Here is a 23,044-nt window from a genome sequence, read left to right as displayed (position 1 = left end):
CGTGCGGCGCTTTGGCTGGTCGACTATGATCGGATCCGGTCACAGCGGAGGGTGGGGGCGTGGTCGACACGGACAGCGACGGGCGCCGGCCCGTGTTCGCGGCCGAGCGCCGCCAGCGCATTCTGGAGTTGGTGCGGGCCAACGGCGCCGTCTCCCTGCGCGAGCTCGCCCAGGCGGTGCAGTCGTCGGAGGTCACCGTACGCCGCGACCTGCGCGCGCTGGAGTCGGAGGGCCTGCTCAACCGGCACCACGGCGGCGCCACCCTCCCCGGCGACCTGAACCGGGAGGCCAGCTACGTCCAGAAGGTGACGCTCTCCTCCGCAGAGAAGTCCGCCATCGCCGACCTGGCCGCGTCACTGGTCGAGGACGGGGACGCGATCGTCGTCGGCCCGGGGACCACCACCCAGGAGTTCGCCCGCAGGCTGAGCAGGCACACCGAGCTCGCCGTGGTCACCAACTCGCTGCTGGTCGCACAGGCGCTCGCCAACTCCCCGCGCATCGAGGTGATGCTGACGGGCGGCACGCTGCGCGGGCCGATCCTCGCCCTCGTCGGCAGCGCGGCCGAGCGGTCGCTCGCCGGGCTGCGCGTGCGCCGGGCCTTCATCTCCGGCAACGGGCTCACCGCCGACCGCGGCCTGTCGACCCCCAACATGCAGGTCGCCTGCGTCGACCAGGCCCTGGCCGCCGCCGCCGAGGAGGTCGTCGTGCTGGCCGACCACACCAAGATCGGCATCGACGCGATGGTGCAGACCGTGTCCGCAGAGCAGATCGACCATCTGGTCACCGACGACGCCGCCCCGCGCGACGTGCTCGACGAGCTGAGCGGCAAGGGCGTCCGCCTGCACGTTGCTCAGATTTGATCGAATGTGACGGCCTCGTTACGGGTTTGTTTCCTGCCGGGCTCACCATTCGAGGCGGAGGCAACCGTGCTGCAGGCCGCAGGTATTTGCAAGAGCTTTCAAGGCGCGCCCGCGCTCGACCACGTCACCCTTGCCCTGCGGGCCGGGGAGGTCCACGCGCTCGTCGGCGGCAACGGCGCGGGCAAGTCCACCCTGGTCAAGGTGCTCTCGGGGGTGTGCAGGCCGGACGCCGGCCGGTTGCGCTACCTCGGGGAGGAGATCGCCCTCTCCTCCCCCACCGAGGCGGCCCGGCTCGGGATCGCCACGATCCACCAGGATGCCGGGCTCGTCCCCACGATGAGCATCGCCGCCAACCTGTTCCTCGGCCGGGAGCCGCGCGGGCGCTTCGGGCTGATCGACTTCGCCGCCATGCACGCGCGGGCCGCCGAGCTGCTGTCCTCCTACGGCCTGCGCGCCGACCCGCGACGCCCTCTCGGCTCGCTCGGCGACGGCGCGCGCCAGCTCGTCGCCCTGGCCAGGGCCGCGTCCGCGGACGCGCGGCTGGTCGTCATGGACGAGCCCGCCTCCGCGCTGGAGCGCGACGAGCTGGACGTCCTGTTCGGCGCGATCTCCCGGCTCCGCGACGAGGGCCGGGCGGTGCTGTACGTCACCCACCGGCTCGACGAGCTCTACGAGATCTGCGACCGGGTGACCGTGCTGCGCGAGGGCCGCGTGGTCCATACGGGACCGCTCACCGGCCTCGACCGCCGCAGGCTGGTCTCGCTCCTGCTCGGCCGGCCCTTCCACGCCGAGGGGGCGGACGCCGTCACCGGCGAGCCCGCCGGGCCGCCCGCCGACGAACCCCTGCTCGAAGCGCGGGGGCTGACCCGCCGCCACGTGCTCCGCGACGTCTCCCTCGCCCTGCGTACGGGAGAGGTGGTCGGCCTCGGCGGGCTGCGGGGCGCGGGGCGCAGCGAGACCGCGAAGGCGATCGCGGGCGCGCTGCGCGTGGACGCGGGCCAGGTGACGATCGCGGGCGCGCCCGCGGGCAAGTGGTCGATCAGGAACGCGATCCGCGCCGGAGTCGGGCTCGTGCCGGAGAACCGCCGGGTGGAGGGCATCGTGCCGACGCTGTCGGTCCGCGACAACATCGCGCTGGCCGCGCTCCCCCGCCTGTCCCGCGCGGGGATCGTCTCCGACGCGCACCTGGACCGGATCGTCGCCACGTTCATGCGGCGGCTGGGCATCCAGGCCGTCTCGCCCCGGCAGGCGGCCGGGGAGCTGTCCGGCGGCAACCAGCAGAAGGTGCTGCTGGCCCGCTGGCTGGCGATGCACCCGAAGGTGCTGCTGCTCGACGAGCCCAGCCGGGGCGTCGACATCGCGACCAAGCTGGCCATGCGGTCGCTCCTCGACGACCTGGCGGTGGACGGGCTGGCGATCCTGCTGATCTCCTCCGACGTGTCGGAGCTGGTGGAGAACTGCGACAGCGTGGTGGTCCTGCGTGACGGCGCGGTCGTCGGCGAGCTCGCCGGGCCCGAGGTCAGCGAGGACCGCATCATGGGAGCCCTCGCCGCGAGCTGACCTTCCGCCGCCGGACCGGTGGCCGCCGGATGGTGTGTCGGGGCGTGCTGTAACGGCATCGGGGGCGGCCGACGATAGCAGGGCGACACACGGCTCCGCCCGCGCGGCGCGGGCGAGGGGGCGAGGATGAACGGAAGTCCGGAGGCCGGCGGCCTGATCGGCATGCGCGTGGAGTTGTTGCCGGACGCGGACGTGGACGCCGACCTGCACGACCGGCTCACCCGGAGGCTCCGCCGGGAGCTGAGCGAGGTCGGAGTCGAGTCGATCCGGACGGCGCCCGGCGGCCCGGCTCCCGAGGGGGCGAAAAGCCCCGACCCGGTCACCGTGGGCGCGCTCCTGGTGGCCTTCAGCGCTTCCGGCGGCGTGTTCACCTCGCTGGTCGGCGTGCTGCAGGACTGGCTCGACCGGCAGTCGGCGCGGCACCGGATCGTGGTCACCGTCGACGGCGACTCCCTCGAGCTCGAGCGGGCCACGGCCGCCGAGCGACGCGAGCTGATAGGTGCCTTCATCCGGCGACATTCGGGCGGATAGCGCATGGGCCGCCGGTTGGCGCTGTTGATCGCCACCTACCTGTACGACGACGCGGGTCTGCGTCGCCTGACGGCTCCGGCCCACGACGTCGAGACGCTCGCCGCCGTGCTCCGGGATCCGGAGATCGGCGGCTTCGAGGTCACCACGCTGGTGAACGAGCCGAACCACCGGGTCGGGGAGGCCATCGCCGACCTGTATCGCGACCGGCGCGGCGACGACCTGACGTTGCTGTACTTCACCGGTCATGGCCTCAAGGACGACGACGGCCGGCTCTACCTGGCCACGCGCGACACCCGGCGGGACAGTCTGATCTTCACCGCCATATCGGGCGAGCAGATCGACTACGCGATGGAGGCATGCGCGTCACGCCGGAAGGTCCTCATCCTCGACTGCTGTTACAGCGGGGCCTACCCGGCCGGACGGCTGGCCAAGGCCGGTGACGACGTGCACGCGCTGGACCAGTTCCGGGGGCGCGGCCGCACCGTCCTCACCGCCACCGACGCCACCCAGTACGCCTTCGAGGGCGATCGGGTGCACGGGGAGGCTCCGCGATCGGTGTTCACCCGGCACCTCGTGGAGGGGCTGCGTACCGGCCGGGCCGACCTGGACGGCGACGGCGACATCACGCTCGACGAGCTGTACGGCTACGTCTACGACCGTGTCGTGGCCGAGATGCCGCAGCAGCGGCCCAAGCGGCAGGACAACGTCGAGGGCCGCACCGTCATCGCCCGGAACGTGAACTGGTCGCTGCCTCCGCACGTCGGCCACGCCCTTACGAGCCCCATGGCCGGGGACCGGCTGAACGCCGTGGACACGCTGGACCACCTCTACCGGGTCGGCAACGGCCTGGTCAGAGCCCGGGTGCGCGAGGCGCTCCTGCGGCTGGCCGACGACGACAGCCGCATGGTCTCGGCGGCCGCCGCCGCCAGGCTGCGCGCCCTCGGTGCCGAACCGCCCGCATCACCGGAACCGCCCGAGCCCGCCGAACCGCCGGTGCGATCCGAACCGGCCGAACCGGTCGGCGCGCGTGCCCCCGATCCCGAACCAGCCGCACCGCAGGCTCCATCCGAGTCGCCGGAAACGGAGACCGGGAGCCCCGCGGCGACGACGGCCGCGACCGCGACGGCACCGGCCTCGTCGCAGGCGGACGCGCTCACCCCGCCGGAGGCCGCCGGGCCGCCGCCTGTGCCCCCTCGCGTCCCTGCCGCCGAAGAGCACGCGGCCGCGACTGGTCGTCAGACGGTTTCTCCGGCGGCCGGAAGATTCTCCGTACAGGCGTCTCTGCCATCGGGCGAGCCGGCGTCCGGACGAGTGACGGCAGGCCGGCGGGCGCTCGCCGTCGCCGGATCCGCGACGGCGGCCGTCCTGACCACGATGTTCGGCGTGGCCGCGCTGGTCGGCGCGATCACCTACGGGAACAGGGACTTCTCCCCCACCCACGACACGTCCATGAGCATCGCGGCGGGGAGCTGGTTCCTCTCGATGGCGGCGCTCGCGGTCGCCTTCTGGGGATTCGTCCCGGCAGGCACCGGCCTGGGCCGCGCCGACCTGAGCCGCGCTGATCTGAGTCTGGGCCGGCGACTGTCGTTCCTGCTCGGCATCGCCGGGCTGCTCGTCGCGGCGGTCGCCGGGGCGCCCGTCGCGGCGCGCACCGGACTGTTCGGAGACGTCTGGACACTCCTGTCGCTGTTCGTCGTCCTGCTCGGCGTTCCGCTCTTCGCCGTGACGGCCTGGCGGATCTCGCTGTGGCCAGCCTGGGCGGCGGCGACGGCGGGGAGCCTGCCGGTGATCTGGCTCGTCGAGCTCCTCACCCGGGGCGCCCTGCTGGGCCTGCCGGAGCTGGTCGTCTACGTCGAACTGGTCAGGATCGCACGGTCCTTCCGAGCGCCGGCCTCCGCTCCACTCCCCACCGGCCGGGGCCCCGTGACGCGGCGCATGCTTCTTCTCGCCGGGCTCGCGGTGGCCTCGGCGGCCGTCACGAAGTGGGCGGCCTCGCTCGCTTCGCAGGGCGGCGCCTCCTCCGCCCACCCCCACGATGCGATCACCTCTGTGCTCTTCCTGGACGATCTCCTGATCACCGCCAGTTACCTCGAACCGCAGGCCAGGGTGTGGGACCCGGCCTCGGGCCGCTTGATCCGGACGATCCCGGGCTCCATGGTGGAGGAGCACGACAGCGGGATCTTCTCCATGGCGCTGAGCCCGGACCGGAAGCTTCTGGCCACGGGGCACGGCGACAACAAGATCCGGCTCTGGGACGTCGCCACCGGCCGTCTCGAGAACACCCTGGTCGGCCACTCACAGGGACTGGAGACTCTCGGCACCGACCCCAGCCCCAGCGTGGTCGGGGTCGGCGCCATCCCCGCGCTGGCGTTCAGCCCGGACGGCACGATCCTGGCCAGCGGTGGCGTGGACACGACGGTCAGGCTCTGGAACCCCCGGACCGGCGACAGCCGTCAGGTCCTGAACGCGCACAACGGGTTCGTCGAAGGGGTGGCGTTCAACACCGACGGCACGACTCTGGCGAGCGCCGGCCTCGACCGGACCGTCTACCTCTGGGACGTGAAGACCTCCCGCACCACCGGGGCCCTGATCGGGCGGTTCGGCGACGGCGGCCAGCTCTCGGGCGTCACCGTGGCCGCCTTCCGCCCCCGGCACAACCGGACGGTCGCGACGAACAGCCTGGCCACCACCACGGTCCTGATCTGGGACACCTCCACCCGTGATGTCGTGACGACCGTGAGCGATCACACGTTGGGACACGTGACCGCCCTGTGTTACAGCCCGGACGGCACGATCCTGGCCAGCGGCGGGTACGACCACACCATCGTTCTTTCCGACGCCTCGAACGGCCGGCGGATCCGCACCCTGACCGGCCACTCCGGGGAGGTCGCCGCGCTGGCCTTCAGCCGGGACGGCAAGGTTCTGGCGAGCGGTGGCTACGACGGCACGGCCCGGCTCTGGGACGCGGCCACCGGCCGCGCCCTCATCGTTCTCTCCAGCCCTGTCTCGCCCAGCCCGAGCTGACGTCAGCGGGCGGGGCAGCCGGCGAAGCGCGCCTCGACCTCCTCGGGGGTCAGCCCGAAGCCGGACAACTCGTACCGGTGGGACGGCCGGGCCTCCCCCGAGCGGCTCTCCTCGTGCAGGCGGGCCATGGCCGTACGGGCGGCGTCGCCGAGCGGCAGCCCGAAGTGGGCGTAGACGGCCTCGACCATGCCGAGCGGGTCGCGGACGAACTCCTCGTAGCGGACGTCGAAGAACCGCGCCGGGTCGTGCCGGGCGCGGGCGGCGCGGAAGCGGTCGAGACCCCGGCTCCACAGGTCGAGCTGGTCCCGCCCGATCACGGCGCCGGTGAACGCCTCCGACCATCCGGCGGTCGCCTGCGCGGCGAGGCTGCACATCGACGCCATGGAGGTGACCGGGTCGCGGTGGGTCTGGACGACCAGCGCGCCGGGGTAGACCTCCATGATCGCGTCCAGGGCGAACAGGTGGCTGGGGTTCTTCAGCACCCACCGCCGGCCGGGGTCGCTCAGCCCGACGAGCTGGAGGATCCGCCGGTGCCGCCGGTAGGCGGGCGTCCAGTCCTGCGCCGCCAGCCAGGCCGAGTACGCGGGCAGGTGGGCCAGGCACTCGAAGGAGACCGACCGCATCGACTGCTGGAGCAGCCGCCAGCACTCCTCGACCATGTCCGCCGACATGTAGTGCACGCCCATGAACTCCGGATGGCGCACGTGGTGCCGCTCGTACGCGGCCTGGGCGGCCCGATACTCCGGGTCGCCCGCCCAGGTCTCGCGCGGCGGCCTCGGCCGGGGCGAGTCGGTCAGCCACAGCTCCAGCCCCTGGTTGGCGGGGTCGGCGGTCAGCAGCCGGTGCAGGGCGGTGGTGCCGGTGCGCGGCAGGCCGGTGACGAAGATCGGCCGCTCGATCGGCACGGCCGTGTGCTCCGGGTGCCGCCGCCACGCCCCCTCGCACCGCAGCCGGGCGGTCAGCGCGCCGCGCAGCATCGCTCGGGCCGCCCTGGCGCCCTGTTGGGTGAGCGCGGCGTCCCGGGCGTACGACTCGAGCAGCACGCCGAGACCGTCGAGGTAGGGGTCGTCCCCGAAGTCGGTCAGCCCGGTGGCGCCGCTCGCCCAGGCGTGCAGGTCCTCGACCGTCCCGACGCCGTCGCGTCCCGTGCTCATCCGATCGCCTCCCGCACGTGTCAGTGGTGCCATTCGCCGCAGTTGACGTCGAGGCACTGGCCGGTGATCGCCCGCGCGAGCGGGGACAGCAGGAACACCGCGGCATCGGCGATCTCGTCGGGCTCGGGCAGCCTGCGCAGGTCGAGCGTGGCGGCGGTCTCGTCGTACACCTGCCGCGCGGGGACGCCGCGCCGCCGGGCCAGGTCCTCGAAGTAGCGCTTCAGGTTGTCCGCCCAGATGTAGCCGGGTGCGACGCTGTTGACCCGCACGCCGCGCGGCCCGAGCTCGGTGGCCAGGTTCTGGGCGAGGGCGAGCAGGCTCGCCTTGGCCATCTTGTAGACCCCGAAGGTGCGCCGCGAGTGCCGCAGCACCGCCGAGTTGATCATCACGACCGAGCCCGCGTGCTCGGCGAGCGCCGGCGCGAAGAGCTGGGTGAGCCGCAACGCGGCGAGCACGTTGGTCTCGAAGGCGGCGCGCACCGCGTCGAGATCCACGTCGACGAGGTCCGTCATCGGCGGCATCGCGAAGGCGTTGTTGACCAGGCCGTCGACCCGGCCGCAGGTCTCCAGCGCCGTCGCGACCAGCCGCCGCCGCGACGCCTCGTCGGTGACGTCGGCCCGCACGGGCACGGCGCGGCGGCCGAGCGCCGCGACCTCCTCGGCCACCGCGGCCAGCCGCTCCTCGCCGCGGGCGGCCAGCACGACGTCTGCCCCGGCCGCCGCGCACCGCAGCGCCAGGCCGCGCCCCAGCCCCGGCCCGACCCCCGAGATCACCACGACCCGGTCCTTCAGCGGCATCAGCCCAGCATCCTTCGGGCGACGGCGGCCTGCCGGGCGGCGATCCTGGCCGCCCACTCCCCCGGGCCCACCCGCTGCCGGTCGTGGTAGGGCAGCCGGGACGGCAGGTCCTCGAACCGCATCACCTCCACCTCGGGGCCGTCCCCGGGTCCCAGTGGGCGGGTCAGCCGCTGCCAGCGGATCTGCAGGTAGCCGCGGCGGTGCCCGGTGCGTTCGAGCCAGTTGGCGAGCCCGGGGTCGCGCTCGCCGATCACGTAGCGGATCTTCCCGTCGGGGTCGTGGCGGGCCTGGTCGGCGGTGAGGCTGGTCTGGTGGTTGATGTAGTCCAGCGAGACGTACCACATGCTGCCGAGCTGGAACCCCTGGTAGGGCGCGACGTCGCGGCCCGCGGCGGGCACGGTGACGACCATGACCTGGTCGTCGTCGAGGTCGTAGTGGCCGACGGACGAATACTGCGTCGCGAGGCCGCCGGGCGTGGGCCGCGGCTCGGTCATCGTGTTGACCGGCAGCGTGAGGTAGTGCCGCTCCGGGAACGCCAGGAACGTCCGCAGCCGCCCCAGCAGCATCTTCGCGGCCACCTCGTAGCGCCTGGCCATCCTGTCCACGGCCGGGGGCGGGGGCGCCGACCCGAGTGTGTCGGCGCGGTGGATGCGGATCTCGCCGGGCCGCTCGGCCTCCCAGTCGGAGAAGACCTCCCGCACGATCAGCATCGCCGCGCCCGTTCCCAGCGTGAAGCGGTTCGGGCCCGGCGTGAAGCGGTTCGGGCCCGGCATGGAGCGGGCCCCCGTGCCGGGCGGGCCGAAGCGCAGCTCGTACGACCCGTCCGGGGCGATCTCGATGTCGCGGTCGTCGAAGGCGGTGAGGCTGTCGGGCGACCGCGCGGGCGAGTAGTCGCCGTCGAGCACCTGGAAGCTCAGGTCGGCCGTGGTGCCGCGGCGGCCGGTGACCACGTATTCCGCGTCGTCCCGGATGTAGGCGTGGAAGTAGAGCGTGTCGGGGTTGTCCAGGCCGAGCTTGGCGTACGGACCCGTGGAGGCGGCGAAGAAGGGGAAGTCGCGGTCGTAGGCCCACGTCATGTGCAACGCCGCCTTGATGCCCCCCGCCAGGTAGTCGAGGCCCTCGGCCAGGTCCTGCTCGGACCGCACGTGGGGCGCGGAGCGGATGATCTCCTCGGCCTCGGCGATCGCCCGGGCGAACGGTTCCGTGGCCATCGGACTCCCTCGGGTTCGCGGTACAAATATGTACCGAAGCGGTAGCCTTTTTCTCATCGGAGAGTAGAACTCGTTCTAGGGGTGGTCAATGGCGGTGACGCGGCGCTCTCCGCCCGCCCGGCGGGTGGTCGCCGTGCTCGACCATCTGGTCGCGGCGGGCGGCCGCGGGCTCGGCCTGTCCGCGCTCGCCCGCGAGCTGGGCATCAGCAAGCCCACGTGCCTGGGCATCCTCACCGAACTGGTCGCCGCCGGATATCTCGTGCGCGACCCCGCCACGCTGACGTACGGCCTCGGTCCCGCGCTGATCGCGGCGGGAAGGGCGGCGCGGCGCGGTTTCCTGGCCGGCGACGTGGCCCGGCGTCACTTGGAGCCGCTGGCCGAGCGGTATCACGCGACCTGCACCGCCTCGGCCGTCGTGGGCGACGAGATCATGGTGCTCGACGCGGTCGTGCCGCCCGGCGCCCCGGCGGTCAGGGTGGGCGAACGCTACCCGTTCGCGCCGCCCGTCGGGCTGATGTACGTGCTGTGGGGACCCGACCGGGAACTGGAGCGCTGGCTGGCCAGGGAGCCGACGCTGCCGGTGCGGATGGACCGCGAGCACCTGCGCGCGGTCGTCGAGCAGTGCCGGGCGGCGGGATATCTCGTGGAGAGCCTCACCCCGGCCGGGATGCGGCTGCACTCCCTGATGGCCGGGGTGGCGGCGTACGAGCTGCCGCGGGAGGTGCGCGCCCTGGTCGGCGAGATGGTGTCGAGCCTGGGCGAGCGCGTCTACCTCGGCGCGGGCCTGAACCCGCGGAAGAAGCACCCGGTCAACCTCGTCGCCGCGCCCGCCTACGGCCCCGGCGGCGAACAGGAACTCGTTCTCACCCTGCACGTCGGCGCTTCCGTCACCGGCGCGGAGATCGCCCGGCGCGGCGCCGCCCTGGTGGCCGCGGCCGACGCCGTCACCGCGGAACTCGGCGGCGCGGTTCCGGACAGACCTGCGGCGCGGCCCGGCTCCGGGAAGGTCAGGACGCGGCCCAGCGGTTCGCGGTGAACCGCAGGCTGGGCAGGTCGTCGAGGGACACCGTGTACTCGTACGTCCGGCGGTAGCCGGTGCCGCTGATCCGCCAGCGCCCGTCGGAGCAGCGCCGGTAGGTGTCCTCGTAGTAGGCGGATCCGCGGATCATCAGGCGATGGCGTGGGATGAGCACGGTGTCGTCGAGGCACCAGGTGCCCCTCGCCTCGTCGCCGTCGATCTCGATCTCGGGGTGACCGGCGAGGTGCGTCGTGATCACTTCCGGCCCCACGCTGGCGCGCATGTAGCCGACGATGGCCGCGCGCCCGTCGAACCGCAGCGGGTCGCCGGCGACCGGATTGTCGTAGGCCGCCACGGCGTCGCCGGTCAGCGTGTCGGCGAAGTCGTCCCAGCGCTTGAGGTCCAGGCAGCGCAGGTAGCGGTACTTGGTCTGGCGGATCTCCTCCAGCGCGATCAGATCCATGCGCCCCAGCATGCGCGACCCCGGGGCCGCTGACAAGAACGCGTTCTACTCCGGCCACCCTGGAAGACCGGCCTCACGGCGTCGCGGTGACGGCGGCCGGTCCACTCTCCGCAAGATCCGGGACGCTAGGCGACCTTGGCGATCACCGCCTCGGCGAAGCGCTCCAGGTGCTCGATCTTCCGGCTCAGCGGCTCGGTGTCGGGCCCCTTCACGTACGGCCTGCGGAAGCCGACGATCACGTCGGTGACGCCCTTGTCGGCCAGCCGCTTCACGCCGTCCACGCTGTAGGCGTCGGGAGAGATGACGTGGATCTCGAAGGGCCGGTCGGCGGTGCCCTCCTCTGCGCGCAGCGCGGCGAGCCTGGCGAGCAGCGCGTCCAGTTCCGCGGGATCTCCCCCGCCGTGCATCCAGCCGTCCCCGAGCCTGGCGGCCCGGCGCAGCGCCCCCTCGCTGTGCCCGCCGACCAGGATCGGGACCGGCTCGGCCGGGACCGGGGACATCTTGACCGGCGGCAGGTCGTAGAACTCGCCGTGGTATTCGAAGTAGCCGCCGCGCGTCAGGCCGCGGACGATCTCGATGGCCTCGTCCATCCGCCTGCCCCGCCGCGCCCACGGCACGCCCGTCACGGCGTAGTCCTCCGGCCAGGGGCTCAGCCCGACGCCGAGGCCGAGCCGCCCGCCGGTGAGCCAGGCGACGGAGGCGGCCTGCTTGGCCACCAGCACCGGGGGACGCACCGTGAGCTTGAGGACGAACGGCGTGAACCGGATCGTCGACGTGACCGCCCCCATCGCCGCGATGAGGACGAACGTCTCGATGAAGCTCTTGTCCTCCAGGAACTCCCGGTCTCCGTCCGCCGTGTACGGATACCTCGCGTCCGACTCCCGGGGGTAGACCAGGGAGTCGGCCACGCTCATGCTCGCGTATCCGGCCGCCTCCGCGGCCCGGGCGAGCGGCAGGTAGTACGACGGGTCGGTCATGGCCTCGGCGTAGGTGAAACGCATACCCGGAGCGTACGAGAACGCGTTCTATTTTTGAATGCCCCGCTCGGCCTTTCCTCATCGCCCGGCGCGGCGGCGGACCAGCACGACGAAGTCGGCCGCGGCGACGATCGCGAGCACGGTCGCGACGACGGCCGGCACGACCAGGCCCGCCGCGTACCCCGTGATGGCGATGAAGCCGCAGACCACCAGCCCGAAGACGGCCAGCACCATACGCAGGCCGAGGGCGCTGCGCGGCGGTTCGGACGTCGGGGAGAACACCGACCAGAACCGGTCGCGCGGCGACGAGGAGCCGCGCGGAGAGCCGGTCCGCCCGTGGCGACGCTTCTCCATGCCGTCACCTCCCTCCCATATCGAGCCCTACCCACTCGGGCCCGTACCAGGTGCGGTCGCGGCGGAAGCGCTGGAAGACGACGGCGTCGCCGCGGTCCACGCGGAGGCCGTACGGCTCCAGCAGGCCGCCAAGGTCGTCACGGCGCAGATCGGGGTGGTGGGCGCATGAGCGCCGAGCACGCGCTCGAACGGCGCTACCGCCGCCTGCTCCGGGTCTACCCGAAGGTCTATCGAGAGTGGCACGGCGAGGAACTCATCGGCACCCTGATGGCGGCGTCCGGCCCTCACACGCGCCGTCCGCCGCTCCGGGAGGTGCTCGCGCTCATCGCCGGCGGTTTCGCCGCCCGTGCCCGGAACACCAGGGCCAGTGGCGTGCCCTGGTGGGCGGACGGGCTGCAGTTGGGCGTGCTCGCCGTCGCGACGACCACGTTCGCCATGAAGATCGAGATGCTGCCGCACCTCGTCCGGCCGCTCTGGACCCTCGGCGCGATCGCGCTGATGGTGGCGATCATCCGCGGATGGGCGCGGGTGGCACTCGCCCTGGCGCTGATCGCGGCGCTCGAGTCCAGCCGCTTCCTGGTCTTCCACGGCGACGCGTTCACAATGGCCGGCTTCGGCCCCGCGTACGTCGAGGTGTCGAGCATGGCGCCCTTCTGGGTGATCGTCGCCGGCCTGGCCGTACTCGCGGTGCGACCGGGGAAGGGCCTTCCCGTCCGATCATGGTCGTGGCTTCTCGTTCCCGCGTTCTGCTGGGGGCTGCAGTTCCCGCTCGGCCTGTCCTACCCGGAGACGCTGCCCTGGATGCTCGCCCGGGCCGGCGTCGAGGTGCTGGCGCTCGCGGCCGTGTTCTGGGCCACCGTCTCGATCAGGGACGCCAGATGGGCGCTCGCGGCGGCGGTCTACCTGATCCCCGGCCTGACCTACCTGGGCGAGAACCTCTCCATGCACGGCAGGAAGGGCCTCGCGTACTGGGGCCTGCTCACGGTGCTCGTGATCTCGTCGTTCGTCGTGGCCAGGCGGACCAGGGAGAAGGTCTGATCCCGCCGGCCAGGAGGCCGTGGCCGGACGCCGAGGGGACATCCGACATTGCCGCTTGTCGGATCAGACGGTCAAAAACGACACTCCAGTCTCTAGGATGGTCGTCGTCGCAGTGCCGCGGACCGGACCCGAGCAGTGGAGGGCAGAGCGTGCACGAGGAGCAGGCTCCCGCCTGGGTGGTGGACCCCGGCAGGCCGAGCGTGGCCCGGATGTACGACTACTACCTGGGCGGCAAGGACAACTTCGCGGCCGACCGCGAAGCCGCGGAGAAGATCATCTCGATCCTGCCCAACGCCCGCGAGGTCGCCCGGACCAACCGCGCCTTCCTCGTGCGGGCCGTACGGCATCTGGCGCGCTCCGGCATCCGGCAGTTCCTCGACATCGGCACCGGCCTGCCCACGCAGGAGAACGTCCACCAGGTGGCGCAGGCCGTGGCGCCGGAGTCCCGGGTCGTCTACGTGGACAACGACCCGATCGTGCTCGTCCACGCACGCGCCCTGCTCGCCGACAACCCCCGGTCGATCGTGATCGACGGCGACATGCGGAAACCGGAGTCGATCCTCGGCCACCCCGGCGTCCGCACCCACCTCGACTTCACCCGGCCGGTCGCGTTGATCATGCTGGCCGTCCTCCACTTCGTGACCGACGACGCGGAGGCGGCGCACGTCGTCGGCGCGTTCCGCAAGCCGCTCGTCCCGGGCAGCCACCTCGTGGTCTCCCACATCACCCGGGGCGACCTGGACGAGGACGCGGTCAGGCGGGGCCGCGACGTCTACACCGCGACAACCGCGGGCGGCATCGTGCCCCGCACCGCGGCCCAGGTCCTGGGCTTCCTCGACGGCCTCCACGTGCTGGAGCCCGGCGTCGTGCCGCTGCACCGGTGGCGGCCCGACACCGTGGAACCCGAATGGAACGGCGTGCCGGGAGGCGACATCCTGGGCGGAGTCGGGCTCGTCACCTGAGGCAACCGCACGGGAGACCTCATTGGCGTCGATCCGAGACGTTCGCCGGCCGCCGAGTCGCGCAGTTGAATCGTGCCGCCTGAACCCCGTGCCGGCGTGCCCTCAGAGCGCCAGTGCGCGCCTCCGGGGCGCCGCCCGGTGTGCCGTACGGCGCCGCATCTCGGCGAGCACCTCCAGGGGGTTGGCCAGGAGCCTGGAGAAGGCCAGCTCCGCGGCGCCGACCAGTGTGACGTCGTCGCCGAGCGCCGACACCCGCAGCCGCACCTGCTCGCGGGAGATCACCATGGCGTTCGCCTCGACCCTGCGCCCGACCTGCGCCGCCGAGCCCGGGTACACGTCCCGCAGCATCCCTCCGAAGATCACCATGCCGGGGTTGAAAAGGTTGATGAGGTTCGCCACGCCGATGCCCAGCCAGTCGCCGATCCGGTGCAGCGCCTCCTCGGCCGCCGCGTCCCCGCGTCCGGCGGCCTCCACCACGGCGCGTACGCCCTCACGGCCGCTCAGCTCGCCCGAGCGGCCCGCGGCCTCGATCAGGGCGTGCTCGCCGACCTCCGCCTCCAGGCAGCCACGCGAGCCGCACATGCAGGGCCGCCCGTCGTACGGGTTCACCATCATGTGCCCCAGCTCGCACCCGTAGCCGCCGTCGCCGCCGAGCAACTTGCCGCCGACGATGATCCCGCCGCCCACGCCGACGTCGCCGTGCAGGTAGATCAGGTTGTCGAAGCCGCGGCCCACGCCGCGGTCACGCTCGGCCAGCGCGCCCAGGTGGGCCTCGTTGCCCACGAGCACCGGGAGCCCCAGGCGGGAGCCGAGCTCGACGCCGAACGCCTGGTCCACCCACCCCACGTAGGGTCCGTACCGCACCGTGCCGTCGTCGGGCCTGATCATCCCGCAGTAGGCCGCGCCGACCCCCACGCACACCGAGCCCGGCCGGGCGCCGCGCCGCAGCTCGCGGCCGAAGCCCGCGAGCACGCCGACGACGTCCTCCAGGTCCGCGCCCGCGCGGGGCCTGACCGCCTCACGGCGGTCGAGGATCTCACCGCCCAGTCCCACCCGGGCCGCGACCAGGCGGTCGACCCGGACGTCGAAGGCCAGCACGTGCGCCCGGTCGCGCTCCGGGCGGACCACCAGCGACGGCCGGCCCGCCTTGCCGGTGTCTCCGGGCAGCTCCTCGCTGACCAGGCCAGCCGCGGACAGCTCGGCGGTCAGCGCCATGATGGTGCTGCGGTTCAGGCCCATCCGGTCGGCCAGCTCCGAACGGGACAGCGCGCCGGACAGGTGCACGTGCCGCAGCAGATCGCCCAGGTTGCGCCGGCGCATCTCCTCTTGGGACCGACCGGCTTTCGACATGGTGCGCAAATCCTGACGACTCGGAGGAATTCCTCGTTGGCGGGCCGTGGACAGGAGGACAGGGCCGTGACCCCTTCCTCATCTTGAGATTACCAACCGAGGCGTCCGCGGCGGAGCCCCGCGTTCACGGGGTCGCCCCCTCGCCCTGATCCCCCGACACCGGCAGGCGAAGCAACGAGCTTTTGAGCCCAGCCCAGCGCCGCATCTCCTCCGCCAGAGCGGCGGACGCGAGGTGCGGCACGAAAGGCTGCACGAGGTGGATCTGGTTGCGCAGACGGCGGGACAACCGCACGTCATCGGGGGTCAGTGGCCGCTCCGTGCACAGCCGCACGGCGTTGGCGAAGGCGGTCGTCGCCGCCAGCCACCGCTCCACGGCGTCGTCCATCGTCGGCAGCCCATCGGCGATGCCCGGCTCGCGGACCTTCGCAAGCGCGGTGATCAGGTCGACGGCCGCCTCGTCCGGGGCGCTCTTCCAGCGTGAACCCGCGGGCCTCCACGGCGCCGCGCAGTTCACCGACGTAGAGCCTGGAGCGGAAACCGCCGTAGCGGCCGAGCAGGGCGGCCGGCATGTCTTCGCGGGTGAGGTCCGGGAGCCGGTGCGCCTGCGCGCCGAAGTAGACGACGCTCCAGTCGTCCTGGGGCCGATCCCGCAACCAGCCGAACTCGACCAGGCCGAAGTCGGAGATCACCCCCGACGGGGCCTCGAACGTGCAGTCGCGCCCGAGCACCTCCTCGACCTCGTCCAGGCGACTCGTGTGGTCGAGGCCGAGCACGGTGCCCGTGATCACTAAATCGGCGAAGAAGTCGAGATCGCTCACCGGGGCATTGTCCGGCAAACCAGCACGGTACGCCGCCCGCGGTCACCTGGCCTGGTGCGTCCTGGCCACCGACGGCGGGCGAAGCAGCGAGCGTTCGGGCTCGGCGCTCCGCGCTCCGTGCTCCTGCTTCGTGCTCCGTGCTCCTGCTCCGGCCGGGCTGCGGGGCCGGGGCCCGCAGCGCCACGGTCCGTACGGCCCTCGCCGGGCGGGTGAGGGCTACCGGTGGGGCGGCCCGGAGACGGGCGGCACCGGGCGGGGCGCGGGCGCCGGCCGTGGGACAGCGCGCCCGCGGTTCGGCGCCGCCTGGAGACCGGCCCCCCGCCGGCCCGGAGAGACGGCCGCATGCCGAGACGCCGCCCCCGCACGATTCGCCACCCCCGCACGGGGGGCCGCTCCCGCTCGGGTCGCCGCTCCCGCTCGGGTCGCCGCTCTCGCTCTGGGCGGCGCCTGCGGGGCCGGGTTCGGCACGGGCGAAGCGCTCACATAGGGCGTGCCGAGCGCCTGCGCGATGTCACACGCCCGGTTGCCCCTGCACATCGCGTTCTGGATGCCGGTCCCGCCGTTCGCGACGTTGATGGTGATCTGCTGCGTCCCGCGGTTGGTCGTGGGACTCGAGGCGGTGAGCCCGGGCTGGGCGTCCCCGTCGGGCCGCACGGCCCGGGGCCCGGACTCCTGGTGGCGTGGCGTCTCCCGCCCGTGCGTGCGCGTGGCCCCGGCGGCAGGGCCGGCGACGGCCAGCGCCGCCACGACCGACGCGCAGGCGAGGAGACCAAGAGCGATCTTCCTCGTGGCCGTCCCGCCGTACCACTCACACTTCATCGCGCGCTCCCGCCAGTCGCCGCCGCAATGCTCCGGGCGGCCCCTTTTCGCCCAGGCCTTTTCAGGCTAGTGACCCACCGGTTTCCCGCGCCCGGCGCGCGCGGCGTCTTACGGCTTCATTGCCATATCAGTCAGCGCGACCCCGCATTCGTGGAATCGACGGCCCGTGGGTATTCGACCGCGATCACCAGCCACTGGCGTTGATGGGCATGTTCTGCCAGATCTTGCACTTCCTCGGGCCGGGACCGCAGAAGGCGCCCTGGGTGCTGATGCGCCCGCCATTCGTGATGCCGGTCTGCTGCTGGCCGATCATGAAGGTCGGGGCGAACACACCGTTGAGATTCTGGTTGAACTTGCCGTTGCCCGACTGGAACTGCCGCGCCGTGGCCGTCCCGCCCGCCGCCACCTGGCCCCCGCCGCCCCCGTGGCCGGTGACGACCCTCATCGGAGCACCGCGCAGGGACTGCGCGCTCGCCTCCTGGGCCGCAGCACTCCACGCGACCGCGACCACGAGAGTGGCCAGCGTCAGGCGACGGGCCGTCAGAACCCGAAACGGCCGGGAGCGGAACGTGCAGCGGCGAGACATCGTGGAACGCACCTACCTACCAAGGCCATGCGGCAATGGGCTTTCGTCGCGGACATAAGCAACGTTGGCCTCATACCCAACGCCATGGCCTCAGCCCCGCTCATGCCAAGCGCGGCATGGATGATGACGCATTTTTTGTCGTTATGCCTTCTGATCGGACATCATGCGTTAATGCCTTCAAATGCCACTATCGGCATAAATTTCGCGGGGGCTCAGCCGCCAATGGCGTCGAGATAGACCCAGGCGCCTTCGTGGCGGACGAAGCGGCTCTGCTCACGCATCTCGCCGGGCTGACCGCGGTAGGCGTACCGGGCGCGGAAGGTGACGGTGCCGTCCCTGTGGATCGGGCTCCCGCCGGTGACCGCCTCGATCTCCAGCCCGGTCCAGCGCATGCCCTGCTCGAACTCGACCCGTGCCGGACGGGTGGAGGGGTGCCAGGTCCGCAGCAGGTATGCCTCGTCCTCGACGGCGAAAGCGGAGAAGCGCGAGCGCATCAGCGCCTCGGCCGTCGGCGCCGCCTGTCCCGCGTGGAACCGGCCGCAGCAGTCGCCGTAGACGGCCGGCAGGCCGCAGGGACAGGGCTCGCCGGCGCGCGGCGCACGACGGGAACGAGAGGTACGGCTCACCCCGCGAGGCTATCGCTCCCGGCCGAGCGCTCGCTCCGCCCTCCCCAGCCCCTCACACAGACCGGGCAGACCGCCCTCCCCGCCCTTCGCACAGATCGTTCGGACGTCATCCGAGGGCAATTCCGGCCCGTCCGAATCCCGCGAGCACGCATTCTTTCCCGGCGACACCGAACAATATTTCTGAAACTTGCTGCAAGGTATTGCACGACTCAGGTCCGGTGAGTAACTTCCAGGCAACACCTGGGAAACCTGACGGAGGCCCCGATGGTGTGCCCCTCTCCCCGCGGCGCGAGGGCGCCGCCCCACCTCGTCCGTGTCCGGCTCCCGCGTGACGTCCGGCCCTCCGCCGGCTCCGGCCGTCGGCCCGCCCCTGGCCGCGACCGCCGGGAGACCCCCTGCGAACCCGCAGCATTCGTACGCCCGCAAGCAGGCGTACCTCATGGAAGCGGGCCGGGTGTTGACGCCACCCGGCCCGCCTTCACGGGATCCCGATCTCATGTCCAGGAGACCCGCTCTATGAGACTGTACAAAGCGATCGTCGTGGGCGCGCTGACCGCGACCACGGCGACCGGCACCGCGGTGGCGCTGCCCGCGCTCACCGAGACCGCCGCCGGCGCCGCCTCCGGCCCCGGCGTGACCGCCAACCTGTGGAACTGGAACTGGAAGTCGGTGGCCAAGGAGTGCACCGACGTCCTCGGCCCGGCCGGATACGGGTCGGTGCAGGTGTCCCCGCCCGCCGACTCCATGTCCAAGGGCGGCTCGGTGTGGTGGGACGTCTACCAGCCCGCGCGATACGTGCTGACGAGCAAGTTCGGCGACGAGACCGCCTTCAGGAACATGGTCGGCGCCTGTCACGCCGCTGGTGTGAAGGTCCAGGTCGACACGGTCGTCAACCACATGACCGGGCAGGGCGCCACCAGCTACGGCGGCTACGGCTTCAGCAAGTACGACTACCCCGGCCTCTACTCCTCCGGGGACTTCCACTCCCCCACCTGCGGCATCAACGACGCCGACTACGGCAACAACGCCTGGCGGGTGCAGAACTGCGAGCTCGTCGGCCTGGCCGACCTCAACACCGGCTCCGACTACGTGCGCGACCAGATCGCCGCGTACATGAACAAGCTGACCGACCTGGGCGTGGACGGCTTCCGCATCGACGCGGCCAAGCACATCAGCCCCGACGACCTCGCGGCGATCAAGTCGCGGCTCAGGGGCACGCCGTACATCCACCAGGAGGTCATCTACGGCGCCGACGAGGCGGTCCAGCCGAGCCAGTACACCGGCGTCGGCGACGTGGACGAGTTCGTCTACGGCCGCAAGCTCAAGGAGCAGTTCACCGGCCAGATCAGGTGGCTGCAGAGCTTCGGCCAGAGCTGGGGCCTGTCGGTGGGCAGCGACAAGGCCATGGTGTTCGTCGACAACCACGACACCGAGCGCAACGGGTCCACCCTCAACTACAAGAACGGCGCCGCCTACACGCTGGCCAACGTCTTCATGCTGGCCTGGCCGTACGGCAAGCCCAGCGTCTACTCCTCCTTCACGTGGAGCGACGGTGAGGCCGGGCCGCCCTCGGCCAACGGCGGATTCGTCACCGACACCGACTGCTCCAACGGCCGGTGGACCTGCTTCGACCGTCAGATGGCCGGGATGGTGGGCTTCTACAACACGGTCGCCGGGACCTCGGTCGGCAACTGGACCGACAACGGCGGCAACCTGATCGCCTTCAGCCGCGGCGACAAGGGCTGGGTGGCGATCAACAACGAGAACGGCAGCGTCACCCGCACCTTCACCACCGGCCTGCCCGCCGGGACGTACCCGAACGTCGCGGGCGGCGGCTCGGTGACGGTGAACCCGGGTGGAACGGCGTCGGTCACCATCCCGGCCAAGAGCGCCGTCGCCATCCGCGTCGGCACGACGGCCTCGCCGTCGCCCACGGTGACGCCCACGGGCAACAGCGCCACCGTTTACTACTTCACGAGCTGGAACCCGGCCAACATCCACTACGGAATCAACGGCACCTGGACCACCGTCCCCGGCGTGGCCATGGACACCGCCTGCACCGGCTGGAAGAAGAAGACCGTCGACCTCGGCACGGCCACCACCTTCCAGGTCACCTTCAACAACGGCTCCGGCACCTGGGACAACAACCAGGGCAGGAACTACACCATCGGCACCGGCACCAGCACCGTGAAGAACGGCGTGGTGACCGCCGACGCCACCGACCCCTGCGTGACGGCCACGCCGTCCCCTTCCCCCTCACCTTCGGGTGGAGGCAAGGCGACCGTCTTCTACTACAAGAAGACCAGGGGCTGGAGCTCGGTGCGGATCCACTACCAGCCCACGGGCGGCTCGTGGACGACGGTGCCCGGCGTCGTGATGGACGAGGAGACCTGCGCCGACTGGGCGAAGAAGACGATCGACCTCGGCAGCGCGGCCGGGCTCAAGGCCGCCTTCAACAACGGCTCCGGCACCTGGGACAACAACAACGGCGCCGACTACGCCATCGGCCTCGGCACCACCACGGTCAAGGACGGCGTCGTACGCGCGAACGCCCCGGAGCCCTGCGCGCCCGAGCCGCCGGACACGACCGCGCCCAGCGTGCCCACGGGCCTGGCCGCGACAGCGTCGGGCACGACCGTCACGCTCACCTGGACGGCGTCGGCCGACAACGTGGGCGTCAGCGGTTACGAGATCAGCCGGGCCAAGGGCGAGGAGACCCCCGTCATCCGCTCCGCCTCCGGCACGTCGTACAAGGAGTCCGGGCTGGACGCCAAGACGACCTACACCTACAAGGTGCGGGCGCTTGACGCCGCAGGCAACAAATCCGCCTACACCGATGCCGTCTCGGTCACGACGGGCGATGGGCCGCCACCGGTCACTCAGGGCACTCCGCTCGGCGGCGATCCGCGCAAGGACTCCATCTACTTCGTCATGACGGCGCGGTTCTACGACGGCGACACCTCCAACGACAGGGGCGGGAGCCAGAACATCCGCTCCGGAAACGCGGCGAACAACGACCCGATGTTCCGCGGCGACTTCAAGGGCCTCATCGAGAAGCTCGACTACATCAAGGCCCTCGGCTTCTCGGCGATCTGGATCACCCCGGTCGTGCTCAACCGGTCCGACTACGACTACCACGGCTACCACGGCTGGGACTTCTATCGTGTGGACACCCGGCTGGAGACGCCCGGCTCCACCTACCAGGACCTGATCAACAAGGCGCACGCCAAGGGCCTGAAGATCTACCAGGACGTCGTCTACAACCACAGCTCGCGCTGGGGCGCCAAGGGACTGTTCGTCCCCACGGTGTACGGCGTGCGTGACGAGCAGTGGAAGTGGATGTACAGCGCCAAGGAGGCGGGCCGGGAGTACGACCCGATGGTCGAGCATCAGGGCGACGACCCCGGCATGACCGCCGCGCAGAATCAGATGGCCAAGGGGAGGCCGTACAACGGCGACCTGTGGTCCACCGAGGAGCCGGCGGGCAACACCTGCCGGAACTGGGGAACGCCGACCCAGTACTACAGCCCCGAGGGATACCGCATCTACAACTGCCAGTGGCCGAGCCCGACCTCCGGGATGTTCCCGGCGAAGTACTACCACCAGTGCTGGATCGGCAACTGGGAGGGCGAGGACTCGCGTAGCTGCTGGCTGCACGAGGACCTGGCCGACTTCGACACCGAGAACGCCGAGGTGCAGAAGTACCTCATCGACGCCTACAACCGGTTCATCGACATGGGCGTCGACGGTTTCCGCATCGACACGGCCATCCACATCCCCCGCGTCACCTGGAACCGCCGCTTCCTTCCGGCGATCTACGACCACGTCAAGGAGAAGTTCGGCGAGGACAAGGCCAGGGACTTCTACGTCTTCGGCGAGGTCGCCGCGTTCGTGAACGACAAGTGGAACCGCGGCTCGGTCAACCACTCCGCGCAGTTCTACACCTGGAAGGAGCGCAAGGACTACAGCACCGACGAGAAGGCCGCGATCGAGCAGTACGACTACGAGGAGCAGCTCGGCACGGGCAACCAGCCCACCAGCACCAACGCCTTCCTGAGCGGCAACAGCTACCACGCGCCCGACCGCTCGAAGTTCTCCGGCATGAACATCATCGACATGCGCATGCACATGAACTTCTCCGACGCGCAGAACGCCTTCAACAACGGCAAGGACTCCGACGACAGCGTCAACGACGCCACCTACAACGCCGTCTACGTCGACTCGCACGACTACGGACCCAACAAGTCCGGCTTCCGCTACGCCGGCGGCACCGACGCCTGGGCCGAGAACATGAGCCTGATGTGGACCTTCCGCGGCATCCCCACCCTCTACTACGGGTCGGAGATCGAGTTCCAGAAGGGCAAGCAGATCGACTGCGGCCCCACCTGCCCGCTCGCCACGACCGGCCGCGCCTATTACGGAGACAAGATCGAGGGCACCGTCACCGCCGGTGACTACGGCGTGGTCTCCGGCGCGTCCGGCCCGGTCGCGACGACACTGAGCCAGCCGCTGGTCAGGCACCTGCAGCGGCTCAACCAGATCCGCCGGGCCATCCCGGCGCTGCAGATGGGGCAGTACTCCACCGACGGCGTATCCGGCTCGATCGCCTACAAGCGCCGCTACACCAGCGGGTCCATCGACAGCTTCGTCCTGGTCACCGTCTCCTCCGGCGCCACGTTCACCGGCATCCCCAACGGGACGTACGTGGACGCGGTCACCGGAGACAGGAAGACCGTCACCGGCGGAACCCTGTCGATCGACCTGAACGGCAAGGGCGACATGCGCGCCTACGTGCTCGACCTGCCCGGCAACCCGGCCCCGGGCAAGATCGGCGCCGACGGCCCGTACCTCAAGTAGTCCCTTCGACAAGTCGGGGCGGGGAGCGCGGGAGCTCTC

At 71.5% G+C, this 23,044-nt stretch carries 20 protein-coding genes; 9 read left to right on the top strand and 11 right to left on the bottom strand.

The genetic code is table 11. The features are described 5' to 3' along the window. Positions 1 to 59 precede the first annotated feature (59 nt). From Msi02_RS18520 to Msi02_RS18505, 4 genes are all read left to right on the top strand, one after another. Positions 60 to 860 (top strand): DeoR/GlpR family DNA-binding transcription regulator, encoded by an 801-nt coding sequence (locus Msi02_RS18520; RefSeq protein ID WP_204049522.1) that lies wholly within the window; start codon positions 60 to 62, stop codon positions 858 to 860. A gap of 66 nt (positions 861 to 926) precedes the next feature. Beyond that, a complete protein-coding gene (locus tag Msi02_RS18515; protein WP_239108497.1) occupies positions 927 to 2,420 on the top strand; it encodes a sugar ABC transporter ATP-binding protein in 1,494 nt (497 codons plus the stop codon). 126 nt (positions 2,421 to 2,546) lie between these two features. Continuing rightward, complete coding sequence (locus Msi02_RS18510) at positions 2,547 to 2,951, top strand: effector-associated constant component EACC1 (RefSeq protein ID WP_204049521.1); 405 nt, start codon at positions 2,547 to 2,549, stop codon at positions 2,949 to 2,951. 3 nt (positions 2,952 to 2,954) lie between these two features. Further along, on the top strand, positions 2,955 to 5,975 hold the full coding sequence (locus tag Msi02_RS18505) for a caspase, EACC1-associated type (protein WP_204049520.1): 3,021 nt from the start codon (positions 2,955 to 2,957) through the stop codon (positions 5,973 to 5,975). Between the two features lie 2 nt (positions 5,976 to 5,977). Here the strand turns inward: Msi02_RS18505 and Msi02_RS18500 are convergent, their stop codons facing one another. From Msi02_RS18500 to Msi02_RS18490, 3 genes are read right to left on the bottom strand one after another with little or no spacing between them, the layout of a single operon-like run. Next, positions 5,978 to 7,129 carry a sulfotransferase family protein gene (locus tag Msi02_RS18500; protein WP_204049519.1) on the bottom strand — a complete coding sequence of 384 codons (1,152 nt, stop codon included), beginning with the start codon at positions 7,127 to 7,129 and terminating at the stop codon, positions 5,978 to 5,980. Between the two features lie 20 nt (positions 7,130 to 7,149). Then, complete coding sequence (locus tag Msi02_RS18495) at positions 7,150 to 7,926, bottom strand: SDR family oxidoreductase (protein ID WP_204049518.1); 777 nt, start codon at positions 7,924 to 7,926, stop codon at positions 7,150 to 7,152. Beyond that, the gene (locus Msi02_RS18490) at positions 7,926 to 9,137 is read right to left on the bottom strand and encodes a hypothetical protein (protein WP_204049517.1); all 1,212 of its coding nucleotides are present in this window, start codon (positions 9,135 to 9,137) and stop codon (positions 7,926 to 7,928) included. The genes Msi02_RS18495 and Msi02_RS18490 overlap by 1 nt, the downstream gene beginning before the upstream one ends. An 88-nt stretch (positions 9,138 to 9,225) precedes the next feature. Here Msi02_RS18490 and Msi02_RS18485 point away from each other — a divergent pair, with 88 nt between their 5' ends. After that, the gene (locus Msi02_RS18485; RefSeq protein ID WP_204049516.1) at positions 9,226 to 10,173 is read left to right on the top strand and encodes an IclR family transcriptional regulator; all 948 of its coding nucleotides are present in this window, start codon (positions 9,226 to 9,228) and stop codon (positions 10,171 to 10,173) included. Here the strand turns inward: Msi02_RS18485 and Msi02_RS18480 are convergent. The 3 genes from Msi02_RS18480 to Msi02_RS18470 form a co-directional block, all read right to left on the bottom strand. Further along, positions 10,145 to 10,618 carry a nuclear transport factor 2 family protein gene (locus Msi02_RS18480; RefSeq protein WP_204049515.1) on the bottom strand — a complete coding sequence of 158 codons (474 nt, stop codon included), beginning with the start codon at positions 10,616 to 10,618 and terminating at the stop codon, positions 10,145 to 10,147. The two genes, Msi02_RS18485 and Msi02_RS18480, sit on opposite strands and share 29 nt — an antisense overlap. 125 nt (positions 10,619 to 10,743) lie before the next feature. Beyond that, positions 10,744 to 11,619 (bottom strand): TIGR03619 family F420-dependent LLM class oxidoreductase, encoded by an 876-nt coding sequence (locus tag Msi02_RS18475; protein ID WP_079314822.1) that lies wholly within the window; start codon positions 11,617 to 11,619, stop codon positions 10,744 to 10,746. A 54-nt stretch (positions 11,620 to 11,673) separates the two neighbouring features. Further along, positions 11,674 to 11,949 carry a DUF6343 family protein gene (locus Msi02_RS18470; RefSeq protein WP_204049514.1) on the bottom strand — a complete coding sequence of 92 codons (276 nt, stop codon included), beginning with the start codon at positions 11,947 to 11,949 and terminating at the stop codon, positions 11,674 to 11,676. On the opposite strand from Msi02_RS18470, the gene Msi02_RS18465 reads away from it, so the two are divergent. From Msi02_RS18465 to Msi02_RS18460, 3 genes are all read left to right on the top strand, one after another. Beyond that, positions 11,948 to 12,118, top strand: a complete 171-nt coding sequence (locus tag Msi02_RS18465; RefSeq protein WP_204049513.1) for a hypothetical protein — start codon at positions 11,948 to 11,950, stop codon at positions 12,116 to 12,118. The two genes, Msi02_RS18470 and Msi02_RS18465, sit on opposite strands and share 2 nt — an antisense overlap. Next, positions 12,115 to 12,987, top strand: coding sequence for a hypothetical protein (locus Msi02_RS43335; protein WP_239108496.1), 873 nt, complete (start codon positions 12,115 to 12,117; stop codon positions 12,985 to 12,987). Before Msi02_RS18465 ends, Msi02_RS43335 begins: the two co-directional genes overlap by 4 nt. Positions 12,988 to 13,136: 149 nt before the next feature. Further along, on the top strand, positions 13,137 to 13,949 hold the full coding sequence (locus Msi02_RS18460; RefSeq protein WP_239108495.1) for an SAM-dependent methyltransferase: 813 nt from the start codon (positions 13,137 to 13,139) through the stop codon (positions 13,947 to 13,949). Between the two features lie 102 nt (positions 13,950 to 14,051). On the opposite strand, the gene Msi02_RS18455 is transcribed toward Msi02_RS18460, so the two are convergent. The 5 genes from Msi02_RS18455 to Msi02_RS18435 all read right to left on the bottom strand — a co-directional run bounded on the left by Msi02_RS18455 (position 14,052) and on the right by Msi02_RS18435 (position 18,148). Further along, a complete protein-coding gene (locus tag Msi02_RS18455; RefSeq protein ID WP_239108494.1) occupies positions 14,052 to 15,269 on the bottom strand; it encodes an ROK family transcriptional regulator in 1,218 nt (405 codons plus the stop codon). A 323-nt stretch (positions 15,270 to 15,592) separates the two neighbouring features. Next, complete coding sequence (locus Msi02_RS18450; RefSeq protein WP_204049510.1) at positions 15,593 to 16,117, bottom strand: hypothetical protein; 525 nt, start codon at positions 16,115 to 16,117, stop codon at positions 15,593 to 15,595. Positions 16,118 to 16,333: 216 nt separating this feature from the next. After that, positions 16,334 to 16,936: a hypothetical protein gene (locus Msi02_RS18445; RefSeq protein ID WP_204049509.1), complete on the bottom strand. Its 603-nt coding sequence runs from the start codon at positions 16,934 to 16,936 to the stop codon at positions 16,334 to 16,336. 184 nt (positions 16,937 to 17,120) lie between these two features. Then, entirely contained in the window at positions 17,121 to 17,381 is a 261-nt protein-coding gene (locus Msi02_RS18440) for a hypothetical protein (protein WP_204049508.1), read from the bottom strand. 353 nt (positions 17,382 to 17,734) lie between these two features. Then, positions 17,735 to 18,148 (bottom strand): YchJ family protein, encoded by a 414-nt coding sequence (locus tag Msi02_RS18435; RefSeq protein WP_239108493.1) that lies wholly within the window; start codon positions 18,146 to 18,148, stop codon positions 17,735 to 17,737. Between the two features lie 516 nt (positions 18,149 to 18,664). On the opposite strand from Msi02_RS18435, the gene Msi02_RS18430 reads away from it, so the two are divergent. Beyond that, positions 18,665 to 23,005, top strand: coding sequence for a carbohydrate binding domain-containing protein (locus Msi02_RS18430; RefSeq protein ID WP_204049507.1), 4,341 nt, complete (start codon positions 18,665 to 18,667; stop codon positions 23,003 to 23,005). The last annotated feature ends 39 nt before the right edge of the window (positions 23,006 to 23,044 follow it).

Source organism: Microbispora siamensis (assembly GCF_016863095.1).
Lineage (GTDB): Bacteria > Actinomycetota > Actinomycetes > Streptosporangiales > Streptosporangiaceae > Microbispora > Microbispora siamensis.
This window is presented reverse-complemented; position numbering and strand designations above follow the sequence as displayed.